This is a genomic window from Chrysosporum bergii ANA360D, from assembly GCF_029891735.1.
Lineage (GTDB): Bacteria > Cyanobacteriota > Cyanobacteriia > Cyanobacteriales > Nostocaceae > Umezakia > Umezakia bergii.
Map to the genome: position 1 here is coordinate 18,674 of NZ_JANQDH010000018.1, position 15,540 is coordinate 34,213.

Consider the following 15,540-nt stretch of genomic DNA (forward strand, 5'->3'; position numbering starts at 1 on the left):
CAAACAAAGGCTATGATTAAAACCTATAGCCAATACCCAATAACAGACCAAAATCAGTACTATCCAAAAATGCAGCATTAATACTACCAGTAGCGGTCAGGCGATCGCTTACAGGCACATCCACACCACCAGTTAACAACAAACCAACATCAGCATCGCCTCCAGTTTCAATAGCTACACCAGCCCCCAAATAAGGGGATATTGATATTTGTCCTCCACTGATAGGATCATCGGCAAAACGCGGAGAAAAGTCTAAACTAACAGGAACTAAAAACAGTGTATCACCGCCAAATATCACGGATGGTCGCAGGGATATTGTGTTTGTCAGCCCAACTTTACTAATCACTGCATAGTTACTTTCACTCAGGGCAGAATCACCACCTATGCCAATATTACCAGCCACCCCAATATAACTAGCTCCACCACGAGTCATAGTACCCACTTCTATGCTAGGAGTAGTAGCAGCTGGGGGTTGCTGAGTTAAACCCAGGTTAGGTGGTATGAGGACTTCGTTAATCACATGAATCACACCATTGCTGGCTTGTATGTTGGGCTGAATCACATTGGCATCATTGACAGCAATTTGATTAGTGGCTGCGTCCACCTGAATATCTACGGGTACATCCTGAAAAGTTGTCAATTTTCCTGAAGAAAGTTGATTAGCGGTTACTTTCCCAGGAACCACATGATATCTCAAAATCTGAATCAATAATTCTCTATTTTCCGGTTGCTGTAATTCCTCTAGAGTTCCTGCTGGTAAAGCTGCAAATGCCTGATCAGTCGGAGCAAAAACAGTATAGGGGCCTGGTTGTTGCAGAATATCTGCTAAACCTGCGGTTTGCAATAGAGAAGTTAAATTAGTGAAAAATTCACTTGATGCAGCAATAGAAACAATATCTTGACCAGTTTGGATTTTTTCCCCAGCCCCAACTATATAGTTATTTGCTGGGATATTGCCCCCCAGGGCTTGCATTTGTCCTTGTCGCACCAAAGCTTGATACAAAATAGCCGATGCTTCAGCACGAGTTAAAGGATCTAGGGGGTTGACTTGGTTGACATTGGGATAATTAACCACCATATTGGCTTCCGTTGCTGCTGCTACAGCATCCAGGGCATAATTTGGAATAGCTGACGCATCTCTGTAATAAGTATTGACTATGCCCAGTGAATTACTGCTTGGTTGTAAACCGAAACCATTTGTTAAAGCAACTATAGCTTCAACTTTGCGAATTTGCTGATTTGGCAGAAATAAATTACCCGGATAACCCGACATAAACCCAGTTTCGTAGGCTTCCTGAATGGCAGAACTAGCCCAGAAATCAGCAGGAACATCCGCAAAACCCCCCGGACTGATCTGCCGCACAGGATTTTGATTAAAAGCCCTTTCAATCATGGCTGCAAATTCCGCCCGACTCACTGGTTGATTGGGTCTAAATGTGCCATCAGGAAAACCAGATATGATGTTTCTGTCAGCTAAGGCTTGAATAAATGGACTTGCCCAATAATCTGAGCTAATGTCAGATAAGTTAGCAGCTAAAGTGGAGGAGGAAATAGTAGAAACCCTGGTTTGAGCAGAAACTATCATGGGATTAATAGTGCCAACTGTGACTCCCAACGCCAGTAAAGTTGTACTTGCCAATGACCAACGCCAAAAACTAATCATGAAAATATCCTCAAAAAAACTTATACAGTATGGCATTTAAATAATATTAAAAAAAAATATTTTCCATAAAGATACAGTGAATAATTTTAGATATATATAGTTTATTTTTTCTGCGTCTTTTCTCTGTCTTTAGATAGTTGAATATAAATACAAGATATGAATTTTTATACTTTATTCTCTATTAATTTTGTCATGAATTACACAGCTAGAAAAAAATTAGAGCAATCCTGGGTTATACGCTGTTTCGCGGCACTATTACTTTTTGGTCAAGTTTTGCTGCATTTAATCCAAGGCAAAACTTACTACCGGAAAATTTTGCAACATATGGTGACAGCAGGACCCGCTTCAGTGTCTCCAGTTCTACTGGTTAGTGGGTTTGCGGGTATGATTTTTACCATTCAAACTGCTAGAGAATTAATTAGATTTGGTGCTGTCGATGCTATAGGCGGTGCTTTTGCTTTGGCTTTTTGTCGAGAATTAGCCCCACTTTTAACAGCTAGTATTATTGCTGGACAAGTGGGTTCTGCCTTTGCAGCAGAAATAGGTGCTATGCGTGTTACAGAGCAAATTGACGCACTTTATATGCTGAAAACAAATCCCATTGATTACTTGGTACTGCCTAGGGTAATTGCTTGTGTTTTCATGATGCCGTTTATGATGGTCTTTGCTTTAGTTATAGGCATCACTGGCGGAGTTTTGGCAGCGGCACAATTTTACCACATTGATCCTGAAGTGTTCTTAGAATCTGTGAGAAGTTTATTAAAACTATCTGATTTATTTATGGTTTTAGTAAAAGGGCTGATTTTTGGAGCTATAGTTGCTATTAATGGTTGTAGTTGGGGACTAACTACTAAAGGAGGAGTAAAGGAAGTGGGGGAATCGGCGACAACCGCAGTGGTGACTACTTGGGTATTAATTTTTATGGTGGATTTTTTGCTTTCGTTGTTGATGTTTCAACAGCCTCTACTGTAACTAAGTATCCAACTGTACAAAAAACCAGTTATAAAATAATAATATACTAAAAAATTATGAAAATTTCCATTGAACGAGCCATTAATAAATCTGATTGCTATATTGTACTAAATAAAGAGTGCAAATTTAATCAAGTACATAACCATCACCCTCACCCTGATGAAGATTGAGGAGAGGGGAGAGGATGTAAATAACTAGATTTGCCCAGAGGGTATTATGTTCCTAATTAGGCTTGAGGATGGGGCGTAGGTATTGTGCGTAATGACTTACATGGTTTAGAGATTAGTGATAAAGAATTGCGAAGATTGACTAATTTACCTGTTAAGGCTAAGTTAACTATTATCACCAGGCCTTTAAGAAAAGTTGCTAACAGGATAATTGATAAAATCAAGGGTTCTGAAGGGGCTACGGTAGTTTTTATTAGTTCTTCCATATTGGTTTTTAGTTATTTAATTTTTGATATCATTATTAAATTGTTTGCTAATTGGGTGACAATTCCATCTTGGGTGTTGTTAATAATATTATGTGTGTGGGGTGCTGGTGTCGCACAGATTGGCTTATATTTATTATGGTGGAGAAAACGGAAGATAATTAATGATAATATGACCAATGCGCTAGAAATACTTTTAAATGATGTTGATAGATATAATGCCGTTATCAAAGCTATAGATATCAATGATCAAATAGAAGCTGCTGGGAACCCTGGGGTAATGATTAAAGAAAGGGAAAAAGTCATTACCGCCCTCAACCTGACTAGAAATGATTTAATCCGGGCTTTGCAAACAGAACGAATTTTAAGAGAGAATAAAAATTTTATTATCAGAAACACAGAGTTGTTTGCCGATAACTTAGCCACTCTAGCCGCCATGCAAGTTACAGAAGAAGCTACAGAACATGGCAGGTTACTCAATGAAGCATTACAAATTGCCTTAGATGTGCAAATCGAAATGAACAGGCTCCAAACCCAAAGGTTAATTTAATATTAAGCCGTTACGCATTTAATTATCAGAGCTTTTTCCCTTCATACTTCCACCAATCCCATGAAAGGTTAACATAAAAAGGTGTGAATTAACCCCCCTATAGCTATGGACTGGAAAGAAATTAGAGGTAACTGGGTGCTGGTTCCCCCAAAGCCCCTGGGAATTATCCATTTTCTGGGTGGTGCATTTGTGGCCACTGCACCTCATCTCACTTATCGCTGGTTACTAGAACAATTGGGCAGCAAGGGATATGTTATTGTTGCCACACCATTTGTTAATACTTTAGATCATGTGGCCATCGCCAAAACTGTGCTGCTGAACTTTGAACGCACCATAGAGAGGTTACACGATTCTGGCGCATTACGCCAGTTTTATCTCCCCACTTATGGACTAGGGCATAGTATGGGTTGTAAGCTGCATTTGCTGATAGGTAGCCTTTTACCTGTAGAACGTGCCGGTAATATTTTAATTTCTTTCAACAATTACGCTGCTAAGGAGGCTATCCCCTTAGTGGAACAGTTAAACTCTACCTTTCCCGTGGAGTTTACACCATCCCCACTAGAAACCAACGGCATTATACAGCAAAGCTACAATATCCGCCGCAATTTATTAATAAAATTTAACAACGATACCATTGATCAAACAGTATCTTTAACCAAAATCTTACAATCACGGTTTGCTGAAATGGTGACAATACAAACGTTACCAGGTACTCACACTACACCTTTAGGTCAAGATATCAAATGGCAACCAGGAGCGTCATTTACTCCCTGGGATGCTTTGGGGCAATGGTTTAAACAGGAAGTGTACCGCGATTTGAACCAGCTAAGACGGGCTATTCTTTTATGGATTAATCCTTTGTCACCTCCATAATATTTAATAAATAGCCCCAAGTGAAGATTATTTTGATTTTCTATGAAATTTTAAATGTGTTTTTTTATGTTTCAGATTCTGATCATTGATGATGATATTTCTATACAAATACTCCTGAAAAGGATGTTAGAAAAACAAGGTTATAAAGTAGTTGCTGCTAATAATGGAGAGGAAGGAGTTGCCCTGGCGATCGCTCATCGTCCTGCACTGGTTATTTGTGATTGGATTATGCCAGGATTAAATGGTTTACAAGTCTGTAAACGCATGAAAACAGACCCCAATTTATCTACTACTTTTTTTATTTTTTTAACATCTTTAGATTCCATTGCTGATCGTGTTAAAGGACTAGATGCTGGTGCTGATGATTTTATCTCTAAACCTATTGAACAAAATGAATTAAAAGCAAGGGTTAGAGCCGGACTGCGCCTGCATCAATTAAGCCAGGATTTACACACCCAAAAGCTACTTCTAGAAACTGAACTAGCAGAAGCAGCAGAATATATGCGATCGCTTCTACCCTTACCAACCACAGAACCCTTAACCATCAACTCTCGATTTATTCCTTCCCGACAACTCGGCGGCGATTGTTTTGATTACTACTGGCTAGATGCCGACTGTTTAGCCATATATTTGCTAGATACCGCCGGACATGGATTAAAAGCCGCCCTACCTTCAATTTCCGTACTAAACTTATTACGTTCCCGTGCCTTAAAAGGTTTAAATTACTATCAGCCCAGTGATGTACTCAAGGCTTTAAATCAAACCTTTCAAATCAATTACCAAAATGACAAATATTTTACTATTTGGTATGGAGTTTATAACCGACTTACCCGGCGGTTAATTTATGCCAGTGCCGGTCATCCACCCGCAGTATTAATATCAGGTGCATCTGCTAAAAAAACTGATATTCAACTACTCAGAACTCCTGGAATGCCAGTGGGTATGTTTCCAGAAGCTAAATATGTAGATGCCTGTTGCCATATTGATAAATTTAGTAGCCTGTATATTTTTAGTGATGGTGCTTATGAAATCACAAAATCAGATGGCAAACTTTGGAGTTTAGATAGCTTTATTCAAATACTTGTAAGTGTACAACACACGGTTGATTGTCAACTAGACCAAGTATTAAATTATTTAATCGCTTTAAACTCCAAAGATGCGTTTGATGATGATTTATCAATCCTCCAAGTTAATTTCGACTAATCAGTTCTTAGAGAGAATAACTTGATGAAACTCATCTTCATTTAAAAATATCTCAAACACCTTATCCATCCCCGTTAGTTCAAATAATATTCTCACTTGTTCATTAATAGAACAGAGAGCTAGTCTGGTATTATTTTCCCGTAAGGTTTTGAAAGCTAATACCAAAGACCCCAAGGCAGAGCTATCCATAAAGGATACATCTTGACAATCAACTAAAATTATTTGAGCACCACTTGCTTGAAGTTGAGTAATATTTTGTTGTAGTTCTTGTGAGTTTGTACTATTGATAATCCCACTCAGTTTAACTACTTTGACTGCTTGTTTCATCATACTTGTGCCCAGATTGTGTTAAAAAAATGTAATGATTGTGTTAGTATTATATACCAATAGGCATGATCTGGAAAAGTTAGCCATGTCAAACACAAGCGATTACTGGAATAGTGGTACATCATAAAGCCTTGTTGATTTATCAAAAAGTATCCAGGATTTCATTTAAAGCAATTAATATTATCCCACTGATTTGCGAACCGTAAACAGGCAAAAACAATTTATCAAACCCTCCGTATTATATCTCTAAATCCGACTATAATCTGAATAAATATCCTAAAAATATAATTGATTGATTTGGAGGACAGCCTAGGACTAATACCAGTTTTCTGTGAAGATGCGCTCAAGGATGCAGAAGACACAAACAAGTCAACAGAGATATTTGGCTGGTTGTTAATTAATAGCTATCTCTTCTGGTAGAAGGAAAACCAGATATAAATTAATAAATTATGGGTAAACATGATAGAGAATTTAGATTATGAACCTAATTGCCTGGATAATTTTAGGTTTAATTGCGGGAGCTATTGCTAAAGCCATTTACCCTGGTCGTCAGGGAGGGGGCATAATTGCAACCATGGTCTTGGGGATTCTCGGTGCTTTAATTGGGGGAACTATTGTTACTCTCTTGGAAACAGGAAGATTACAACTAACTGCGGCTACTCTCAGTATTCCTGGTTTAATGGTGGCTATCATTGGTGCAGTAATTGCCATCTTTTTATGGGGTTTGCTCACTGGTCGTACTAGTTATTAATCTAAGAATCCGCTTTGATTGGTGAAATTACTCCTAGAGACAAGGAACAGGGAACAGTCCAAAATCAATAACGTGTATAGTCAAGGTTAAGTAATTACAAGCAAATATATCTGATGGGACAAGAAAACTCCCGCTAACGTTAGCGTAGCGGGAGATAAATAAACATAAATAAACATAAATAAACTAATTAGCTAAACATTCACTTTAGCCTTTGACCAAACGCCCTGTTCATCTTCATCAAACTGTTGATGAACTGCCTCCCAAGCCGCTTGTTCAGCCGTCACTTCATTACCAGTCTGATCTAATACAGCATTATAGCGATCCATGAATGTACGTTGAGCTTGATCACAGAGGTGAGAACGTACTTCAGGAGATAAATCTTCTGGACTCTTACATGGGCCAGAACAAGGACGAGTCAACGTTTGATCGGTGGTGTGAATTTCTTCACCACCAGCACTTTCTAGGAGTAGTTGAAATTCTCCCTGGCGATCGCTGGGCACTTCTGCCATTAATATAAATTGGCCAGCCTGTAAGCGTGTTTGATAAACTGCCGCTTTATCTTCAGGCATCCCCCAGGCGGTTAAAGCCGATACCAGTCCCGCGCCAGCACTACCCGCGATCGCTCCACTAGCAGCACCCAGCAACAACGCACCAATCGGACCTGCTGCCACAATAGGGCCAACAAAGGGAACAAACAGTACCCCCACACCAGTTAGCAAGCTGAGAAAAGAACCAAACAAAGAACCAAAAATTGCTCCTGTTCTCAAACCCCCTAAAATCACATCTTTTTTAGTAATAAAACCAGAAATTCGCGTTTCTGACCGGAAGTCTTTCCCCATGACTGAAATATGATCCCTAGGCACACCCCTATCTAGTAAACGTCGAATCACCTGGTCAATTTGCTTTTGTTCTTTAAATACAGCTGATATAGTCCGTTGTGCTTGATAAAGTTCTGGCACTTGAATACTCCTGAAAATTAAGAATTTTTGCCGGATTTTTGGCGTAAATTTAGGAAAATTGATTAGGAAGATTGATTCTGATCTGCCCAAAGAATCAACCTTCCAGCACCACTACACACCCACGGGGGTTTTAGTTGCTGCTTCCGGTTGCATACCATCGGGTTCTAAGGCTTGGCCTTCAATGAATGAGCGCAACATCCAAGCCATCTGTTCATGTTCTTCCATCAGTTCGGTCAAAAAGTCAGCTGTTCCCTCATCATGAAACTGCTCACTACACTGATCCACATGATCCCGCAAATTACGAATTAGCTGCTCGTGATCTTCTCCCAATACAGCTACCATCCCTGTGGCTGATGGGATCTCACCTTTATGCTCTTTGAGAGTAGCAATCTGGAGAAATTCCCCCATCGTCCCCACAGGGAAACCGCCCAAAGCGCGAATCCGTTCCGCTAGATCATCAATATTCTCGGTCAGTTCTTCGTACTGCTCCTCCCACAGTTCGTGCAAACTACGGAACTGAGGTCCGACAACATCCCAATGGTACTTTTTAGTTTTTACTATCAAAACATAAGAATCTGCTAAATCTTGATTTAACAGACTGATAACACCCTGACGCTGCTCTTCTGTCAAACCAATATTAATTGTACGCATTGTTTTCCATCCCTAAGCGAACCTATGTATAAATTCTCCAAAATTTAGGGATATTCTGCATCAACCAAAAGAAGTAAAGTTTTAGCATAATTACTTACAACCTAGGGTTAGTTTTAGAGATTTAGCTAATATTTGTAAATTTAACCTTCTCTTAACCTTTTTTTTACCCAAGTGGCATAAGTTGGTAATGTGTGGACAAATTAAGACTTAAACTACTCACTACCAATGGGTGATGCTGTCTAAAATACAACTTACAAAAACTTTATGGCTTTTGCACAAGGTGATCTCGCCAATAATACAAGTAACTGCTTCAATATAAATACCCTGAATGGTCAACCACCTATTGTGATTGGTCATCGGGGAGCTAGTGGTTCCCGTCCAGAACACACCCTAGAAGCATATCAACTAGCCATTGAACTTGGCGCTGACTTTATTGAGCCTGATTTAGTAGCCACCAAAGACGGTTATTTAGTGGCCCGTCATGAAAATGCCTTAGCAATTCTCAATGCTGATGGTTCAGTGAACAGAACAGATACCAGTACTGATGTTGCTTCTCATCCAGAGTTTAGCCATCGCCTTACCACCAAAGTTATTGATGGTCGTACTATCACAGGTTGGTTTACAGAAGACTTCACTTTAGTAGAAATTAAAACTCTCAATTGCATAGAACGTCTGCCATATCTACGGGGAACTAATTTTGATCATCATGGACTCAAAATTCCCACTTTAGAAGAAATCATTGATTTGGTGAAACAGGTAGAAGCAGTAACAGGTGGCAAAATCGGCATTTATCCTGAAACCAAGCATCCTACCTTCTTTGCCAGTCAAGGCACACTTTTAGATGCTTCCTCCATCCACATTGACTTGGGTAAAGTACTAGTTGACACCTTAGTTGCTCAAGATTTCATTGACCCTGAAAGAGTATTTATTCAGTCCTTTGAAGTGGGTAATCTCCAGGAACTCAAACAAGTAATCATGCCGTCCGCAGGTATTGACATTCCCTTGATTCAACTACTGGATAGTGATGATAGCAAACCCTATGACTTTGTAGTTAGTAATGACTCCCGCACCTATAGCCAACTTACCCAGCCCCAAGAATTAGCTAATATTGCCACCTACGCAGCAGGTATCGGCCCCCATAAGCGGCTAATTTTGCCTACCAGTGCAAATGGTCACCTGCAAACACCCACCACACTGGTAGAAGATGCCCATGCTGTCGGTTTGCTGTTACACCCTTACACCTTCCGCAATGAAAATATTTTCCTCGCACCAGACTACAACGGCGACCCAAAACTAGAATATCAACAGTTTATTCATCTGGGGGTTGATGGTTTCTTTTCAGACTTCCCAGGTACTGCTAGATTGGTTGTAGATCAAGTACTAAACTGTTTGCGATGATAAGTAATATCTATTACTGTAATTACTTAAGTAGACATCCCCCCACCACCATCTACAAAATAGTATATATTTGCTAAAAAAATCCTGTATTGATATATACTAATGTAATTGCTATAAAGTTGAAAATCATGATAAATCTGCCATGTGAATATAGTTAACCAAACCATAACCTATGAGTAACAGAATACTTTTACAATGTGATTGTGCAAATTCTAGCTAAGAAAGTAATATGACAGCAGTTCTACAATCCGACAACATTTGGCAACAAGTTGCTACTAATCTGAACAATTTGTCGTCAGCAGAAATTTTGCATGTGCTGGAAGAATACCAAATGCTGCCAGCCTTAATCAAAGAAATGGTCATCGACCAAGCGATCGCGCCAATAGACTGTACACCAGAAGAAGAGAAACTTGCCTATGAACAACTAGCCCAACAATATCAACTGACCTCAGATGATGTACGTCAGCATTGGCTAAAGCAAAATAATATGAGTGAGCATAAATTTGCCTCCCTCGCCATCCGCCAATTTAAAATCGAGAAATTCAAGTCTCAGACTTGGGGCGGCGATTTAGAATCTTACTTTGCCCAGCGTAAACCCCAACTAGACCGAGTAGTTTACTCTCTGATCAGAACAAATGAAGTTGGTATTGCCCAAGAAATCTATTTCCGCATAGAAGCAGGAGAACAAAGTTTTGCTGAACTAGCACGGGAATATTCTCAAGGGCCAGAAGCACAAACAAATGGACTAGTCGGACCGATAGAATTGCAAACTATCCATCCTGGTTTAGCCAAACTATTGACTAGCAGCCAGCCACAGCAGCTGTTACCACCCACTAAATTAGAAAATTGGATAGTCATACTGCGACTGGAGAAGTTGTTACCAGTACAGTTAGATAATTCATTGCGTCAACGCTTACTCAATGAACGTTTTAATAGTTGGCTACAAGCCCAGATTGCCGCTCAAAATTCCTAAATTCATCAACTAACTCATCTCACATTTGAGAGATAATGATGACAAAATAAACTTACTTTGTTTTGTATCATAAACTACAATCATTTACTTACATTGATCTGGAAATGACTTATATTACAAGTTCCTTTCAAGCATTTATTTCCCAGCTAGAAGGGTTTGAAAAACTACCCGCAGAGGAGATAACCAATCTCTCCAAAAAAGTACAAGCTTGGCGTTACAGGATAGGACAGAAAATAATTGGCAAAGATAAACTCCCAGAACAAATCACCATTATTTACGAGGGAAAAGTACGTTTGTTAGGATATCATCCCCAAACGGAAGCACCTACCACATTAAAATTATTACAACCAGGGGCAATTCTGGGAGAGATGAGTATATTACGACAAATTGCCTGTGAAACTGCTACCGCCTCTACTGAAGTTGTCTGTCTGAGCTTGAGTAAAACAGAATATATACGCCTGGTTATTTCTTACCCTGACTTTGCCAATACACGCTTAAACTACAGTCACTTAATAGAGGTGTTTGATGTTTTAGGTTCACAAATTGAAAAGCAAGCCAACGCTGTAACCAACTTCACAGAAATCGTTGAACAAGCCTTATCCAGGGCAAAAGTATATTACCTCAACCCAGGAGTCACCCCAGCAGACCAATTAGATCAGGAACATATCTGGTTTGTGAGTGGAGGAGCCTCCATTACCAATTTCCCCCCTGGTTCTCGCTTAAAACCAACCGACAGACTAGAAGTTAAGGGTAAAGGTCAGGCGCGTTTACTTGGGTTATCCCCTGGAGACTTATCTTTATTAGATCATCAGCCACCAGTTATTGGGGAAGATAGCCAAAATAGCCAATTAGCCATCACCAACGACCTAGAGATCCCCTACTACGCTGAAGACCAAGAAATTCCCCAGTCCCAACCTACCCCACAAAAAACTAGACGAAAACGCCAAAACTACCCATTTGTGAGCGGTAAAGGGGAAGTAAATACCATCTTCGCCTGTTTTCAAATGCTCTCTAAACACCTGCACATCCCTTTTCGCAAGGAGGTGATTCGTCGCATCTTAACTGAGCAAATCAAACGTCAAGGTAGTATATCCTTTCCAGCTTGTGCTTATGTAGCCGAGTTAATCGGACTTAAATCCCAATTAGTAGAATTACCTATTGCTGCAATTACGCGCATTCCTACACCAGCAATAGTTCATTATGGTGATAGTTATGCTGTTCTATATGAGATAGATGCTCATACTGTTGTGGCAGGTGTGCCATCCCAAGGAATTATCAGCTGCAAACCGGCTCAATTTATAGACCAATTAACTGTTAATCCAGACGACTTACCTCCCCAGGTAACAGTTTTATTGCTGACGACTACCAAGGAAACTCCTCAAGAACGCTTTGGGATACAATGGTTTATCCCTTACCTGTCAAAGTATCGCCGAGTTCTTATAGAAGTTTTCATCGCTTCGTTTTTTGTTCAGCTAGCCCAGTTAGCTAATCCCCTAGTCATTCAGTTAATTATTGACAAAGTTATAGTTCAAAATAGCATTAATACCTTGAATGTTTTAGGTATTTTGCTATTAGTAGTAGGCATATTTGAAGCACTACTAACCACATTAAGGACTTACTTATTTGTTGATACTACCAACCGCATTGACATGGGTTTGGGTTCGCAAATTATTGATCATTTACTACGTCTGCCACTGCGCTATTTTGAACGCCGACCCGTAGGTGAACTAGCCACTCGCATTAACGAATTAGAAAATATCCGTCAGTTTCTCACTGGTACTGCCTTAACAGTGGTGTTAGATGCCATATTTTCGATAATTTATATTATCGTCATGCTGTTTTATAGTTGGCAACTAACCTTAGTAGGTTTAAGCACAATTCCCATCTTTATTATCCTCACCTTAATTGCTTCTCCCACTATTAGCAAACAGTTACGCACCAAGGCTGAACGCAATTCCCACACTCAATCATATTTAGTGGAAGTGATGTCAGGTATTCAAACGGTGAAAGCGCAAAATATTGAATTGCAGTCGCGTTTTTCCTGGCAAGAACGTTATGCTCGGTACGTAGCCGCGGGTTTTAAAACCGTTATCACTTCTACACTGGCTAATTCCACCAGCAGTTTTCTTAATAAACTTAGTGCATTATTGGTCTTGTGGTTAGGTTCTTATTTAGTCCTGCAAGGAGAATTAACCCTTGGTGAATTAATCGCCTTTAGAATTATCTCAGGTTACGTAACCAGCCCCATATTGCGTTTAGCTCAACTCTGGCAAAATTTCCAAGAAACTGCTTTATCCTTAGAGCGATTAAGTGATATTGTTGACACACCAGAAGAAGCGGAAGTAGACCGTCAAAATATTCCCTTACCTGCCATTTCCGGAGGCGTGCAATTTGACAATGTTTCCTTCCGGTTTGCCACCAGTGGACCATTACAACTTTCTAACGTTAATTTGGATATTCCCCCAGGAAAGTTTGTGGGGATTGTCGGACAAAGTGGTTCAGGTAAAAGTACGATGATGAAGTTACTGCTGAGACTGTACGAAGTGGAGTCTGGCAGAATCTTGATTGATGGTTACGATATTTCCAAAATAGAACTTTACTCCCTGCGGCGACAGGTGGGTGTGGTTCCGCAAGAAACACTATTGTTTGATGGTACTGTACAGGAAAATATCGCTCTGACTAATCCCGAGGCCACAAGTGACGAAATTATTGCTGCCGCCCGCGTTGCAGCAGCCCACGAGTTTATCATGTCCTTACCCAACGGTTACAACACAAGGGTAGGAGAACGGGGTGCAGGGCTGTCCGGTGGACAGAGACAAAGAATTGCCATTGCTCGTTCTATTCTACAAAGACCAAAATTATTAGTTTTAGATGAAGCAACTAGCGCTCTAGACTATCCTACAGAGCGACAAGTTTGTCTCAATTTAGCCAAAGCCTTTGCAGGTCAAACAGTTTTCTTTATTACCCACCGCCTCACTACTGTTAGTAATGCAGATATGATTATCGTCATGGATAACGGTAGGGTGATAGAACAAGGTAGCCATCCAGAATTAATGGCTGCTAAAGGTCATTATTTCTATCTCTATCAGCAACAGGAAGTGAATTTGTAAGTTTCTTCTTTTCTCTTATACCCGAATACACCCCCTTAATAACCTGTTCACCAACAAATCCAATCACTATGATTAACATCAATGGAAACAACAACGGTCAAGACGGGAACGGTAAGCACCAAAAGGTTGTCAATGCTGATTACCGGTTACTCTCATCTCCAGCCAAGGCTACTAATCAAGCTTTAGCCAATGCCGAGTACACCAACTTTGAGCAGTCAGTTGTATTACGCCAATCTCCCATTTGGTCACGCACAATTATGCTGACCTTAATTGGGTTAGCTTGTTTTGGAATTACTTGGGCTTATTTTGCCAAAATTGAGCAAGTAGTACCTGCTACAGGTCAACTCAAGCCTGAAGGGACAGTCAAAGAAGTTCAAGCTCCCATTAGTGGAGTAGTGAAATCAGTTCATATTAAAGATGGACAAAAAGTGCAGCCGGGAGACTTGTTGCTAACTTTTGAAACTGCGGCTACCGTCGCCGAATTAGATTCTTTAAAGAAGATTCGCAGCGCATTAGTTGAAGAAAACCAAATTTATCGTCGGTTAATGGCTAATAGTTATACAACCGCCTCGGAATTGGAATTTTTGCGGGGTAAATTGCCACTAAATGCTCAGTTTCTTTTAAAAAGTAGGACAGCGTTAGTTCAAGAAAATGATTTGTTGCGGGCTGAATTGAACAACTCTAATACATTGGCAGATTTAGGATCTGATGAAGCCAAACGTTTACAATTCGCTCAAAGAGAATTAGATTCTCGCTCTCTTGCAGCACAGTTAGAAATTGAGCAAACCAAGAAACAACTTGCTCAAATGAAAATCAAAAACAATGATACTCAATCTAGTTTAGCTATCCAGCAAGGTATCTTAGATAAGATTACAATCCTAGCAGAAGAAGGTGGTATATCTCAGATACAGTATCTCAGTCAGCAACAAAGAGTGCAAAATCTCACAGCTGAAATAGAGCAAATAGAAGAAGAACAAAAACGCCTACAGTTTGCAATTGAGCAAGGGGAACAGGAACTTAAAAATACTGTGGCGGCTTCTAGTAAAAATGTTTTAGAAAGAATAGCTGAGAACAAAAAACGTATTGCGGAAATTGATAGCCAGTTTATGAAAGTTGTCCTCAACAATGAACAAACCCTGGCAGATATAAATAGCAGAATTTCTCAAGCTCAGTTGAATTTTAAATATCAAGAACTGCGTGCCCCTGTGGGGGGAACAATTTTTGACTTACAAGCAAAATACCCCGGTTTTGTAGCAAATGCTAGTCAAATAGTGTTGCAAATTGTTCCTGATGATAAGTTTACTGCTGAGGTTTTTATTACAAACCGAGATATTGGTTTTGTGCGGGAGGGAATGAAGACAGATGTGAGAATCGACTCTTTTCCCTTCAGCGAGTTTGGTGATATTAAGGGTCAACTAACTCGTATAGGTTCAGATGTATTACCACCAGATGAAACACATCAATTTTATAGATTTCCTGCCACCATTAGTTTAGAGCAACAATATTTAGACTCTCATGGCAAAAAAATCCCCTTACAGTCAGGAATGTCAATTGCCGCTAATATCAAGGTACGCGAAGAACGTACTGTTATGAGTTTATTTACGGAAATGTTTACTAAACAAGTGGAAAGTTTGAAAGAGGTACGTTAACAAAAGCTGGTTTTGAGGGCTTAAGCCCTCA

General features: G+C 39.8%; 12 protein-coding genes and 1 pseudogene. 9 read left to right on the forward strand and 4 right to left on the reverse strand.

What is annotated here, in order from left to right:
• Positions 1–16: 16 nt before the first annotated feature.
• A complete protein-coding gene (locus tag NWP17_RS02715) occupies positions 17–1,663 on the reverse strand; it encodes a fasciclin domain-containing protein (protein WP_280653376.1) in 1,647 nt (548 codons plus the stop codon).
• Between the two features lie 192 nt (positions 1,664–1,855).
• Between NWP17_RS02715 and NWP17_RS02720 the strand changes: the two genes are divergently transcribed.
• The 4 genes from NWP17_RS02720 to NWP17_RS02735 all read left to right on the forward strand — a co-directional run bounded on the left by NWP17_RS02720 (position 1,856) and on the right by NWP17_RS02735 (position 5,691).
• On the forward strand, positions 1,856–2,635 hold the full coding sequence (locus tag NWP17_RS02720) for an MlaE family ABC transporter permease (protein ID WP_280653377.1): 780 nt from the start codon (positions 1,856–1,858) through the stop codon (positions 2,633–2,635).
• Positions 2,636–2,889: 254 nt separating this feature from the next.
• Positions 2,890–3,615 (forward strand): hypothetical protein, encoded by a 726-nt coding sequence (locus NWP17_RS02725; protein WP_280653378.1) that lies wholly within the window; start codon positions 2,890–2,892, stop codon positions 3,613–3,615.
• Positions 3,616–3,720: 105 nt separating this feature from the next.
• Positions 3,721–4,488, forward strand: coding sequence for a DUF1350 family protein (locus tag NWP17_RS02730; RefSeq protein WP_280653379.1), 768 nt, complete (start codon positions 3,721–3,723; stop codon positions 4,486–4,488).
• A gap of 66 nt (positions 4,489–4,554) precedes the next feature.
• The gene (locus NWP17_RS02735; RefSeq protein WP_280653380.1) at positions 4,555–5,691 is read left to right on the forward strand and encodes a PP2C family protein-serine/threonine phosphatase; all 1,137 of its coding nucleotides are present in this window, start codon (positions 4,555–4,557) and stop codon (positions 5,689–5,691) included.
• On the opposite strand, the gene NWP17_RS02740 is transcribed toward NWP17_RS02735, so the two are convergent.
• Entirely contained in the window at positions 5,692–6,018 is a 327-nt protein-coding gene (locus NWP17_RS02740; RefSeq protein WP_280653403.1) for an STAS domain-containing protein, read from the reverse strand.
• A 478-nt stretch (positions 6,019–6,496) separates the two neighbouring features.
• On the opposite strand from NWP17_RS02740, the gene NWP17_RS02745 reads away from it, so the two are divergent.
• Positions 6,497–6,769: a GlsB/YeaQ/YmgE family stress response membrane protein gene (locus tag NWP17_RS02745; RefSeq protein WP_280653381.1), complete on the forward strand. Its 273-nt coding sequence runs from the start codon at positions 6,497–6,499 to the stop codon at positions 6,767–6,769.
• 191 nt (positions 6,770–6,960) lie between these two features.
• Here NWP17_RS02745 and NWP17_RS02750 read toward each other — a convergent pair whose 3' ends face one another.
• Together NWP17_RS02750 and NWP17_RS02755 are read right to left on the reverse strand one after the other, a co-directional pair.
• The gene (locus NWP17_RS02750) at positions 6,961–7,728 is read right to left on the reverse strand and encodes a ChaB family protein (RefSeq protein WP_280653382.1); all 768 of its coding nucleotides are present in this window, start codon (positions 7,726–7,728) and stop codon (positions 6,961–6,963) included.
• A 111-nt stretch (positions 7,729–7,839) separates the two neighbouring features.
• Positions 7,840–8,379, reverse strand: a complete 540-nt coding sequence (locus NWP17_RS02755; protein ID WP_280653383.1) for a Dps family protein — start codon at positions 8,377–8,379, stop codon at positions 7,840–7,842.
• Positions 8,380–8,700: 321 nt separating this feature from the next.
• On the opposite strand from NWP17_RS02755, the pseudogene NWP17_RS02760 reads away from it, so the two are divergent.
• From NWP17_RS02760 to NWP17_RS02775, 4 genes and pseudogenes are all read left to right on the forward strand, one after another.
• Positions 8,701–9,756: pseudogene (locus tag NWP17_RS02760) on the forward strand (glycerophosphodiester phosphodiesterase); the annotation flags it as partial.
• 250 nt (positions 9,757–10,006) lie between these two features.
• The gene (locus tag NWP17_RS02765; RefSeq protein WP_280653384.1) at positions 10,007–10,750 is read left to right on the forward strand and encodes a peptidylprolyl isomerase; all 744 of its coding nucleotides are present in this window, start codon (positions 10,007–10,009) and stop codon (positions 10,748–10,750) included.
• Positions 10,751–10,854: 104 nt separating this feature from the next.
• Entirely contained in the window at positions 10,855–13,860 is a 3,006-nt protein-coding gene (locus NWP17_RS02770) for a peptidase domain-containing ABC transporter (RefSeq protein WP_280653385.1), read from the forward strand.
• Positions 13,861–13,928: 68 nt separating this feature from the next.
• Positions 13,929–15,509, forward strand: a complete 1,581-nt coding sequence (locus NWP17_RS02775; RefSeq protein WP_280653386.1) for a beta-barrel domain-containing protein — start codon at positions 13,929–13,931, stop codon at positions 15,507–15,509.
• Positions 15,510–15,540 lie beyond the last annotated feature (31 nt).

Coding starts and splice junctions, on each gene's coding strand:
- NWP17_RS02715 (WP_280653376.1), bottom strand. CDS start 1,663: ATGATTAGTTTTTGGCGTTGGTCATTGGCAAGTACAACTTTACTGGCG.
- NWP17_RS02720 (WP_280653377.1), top strand. CDS start 1,856: ATGAATTACACAGCTAGAAAAAAATTAGAGCAATCCTGGGTTATACGC.
- NWP17_RS02730 (WP_280653379.1), top strand. CDS start 3,721: ATGGACTGGAAAGAAATTAGAGGTAACTGGGTGCTGGTTCCCCCAAAG.
- NWP17_RS02735 (WP_280653380.1), top strand. CDS start 4,555: ATGTTTCAGATTCTGATCATTGATGATGATATTTCTATACAAATACTC.
- NWP17_RS02740 (WP_280653403.1), bottom strand. CDS start 6,018: ATGAAACAAGCAGTCAAAGTAGTTAAACTGAGTGGGATTATCAATAGT.
- NWP17_RS02745 (WP_280653381.1), top strand. CDS start 6,497: ATGAACCTAATTGCCTGGATAATTTTAGGTTTAATTGCGGGAGCTATT.
- NWP17_RS02755 (WP_280653383.1), bottom strand. CDS start 8,379: ATGCGTACAATTAATATTGGTTTGACAGAAGAGCAGCGTCAGGGTGTT.
- NWP17_RS02765 (WP_280653384.1), top strand. CDS start 10,007: ATGACAGCAGTTCTACAATCCGACAACATTTGGCAACAAGTTGCTACT.
- NWP17_RS02770 (WP_280653385.1), top strand. CDS start 10,855: ATGACTTATATTACAAGTTCCTTTCAAGCATTTATTTCCCAGCTAGAA.
- NWP17_RS02775 (WP_280653386.1), top strand. CDS start 13,929: ATGATTAACATCAATGGAAACAACAACGGTCAAGACGGGAACGGTAAG.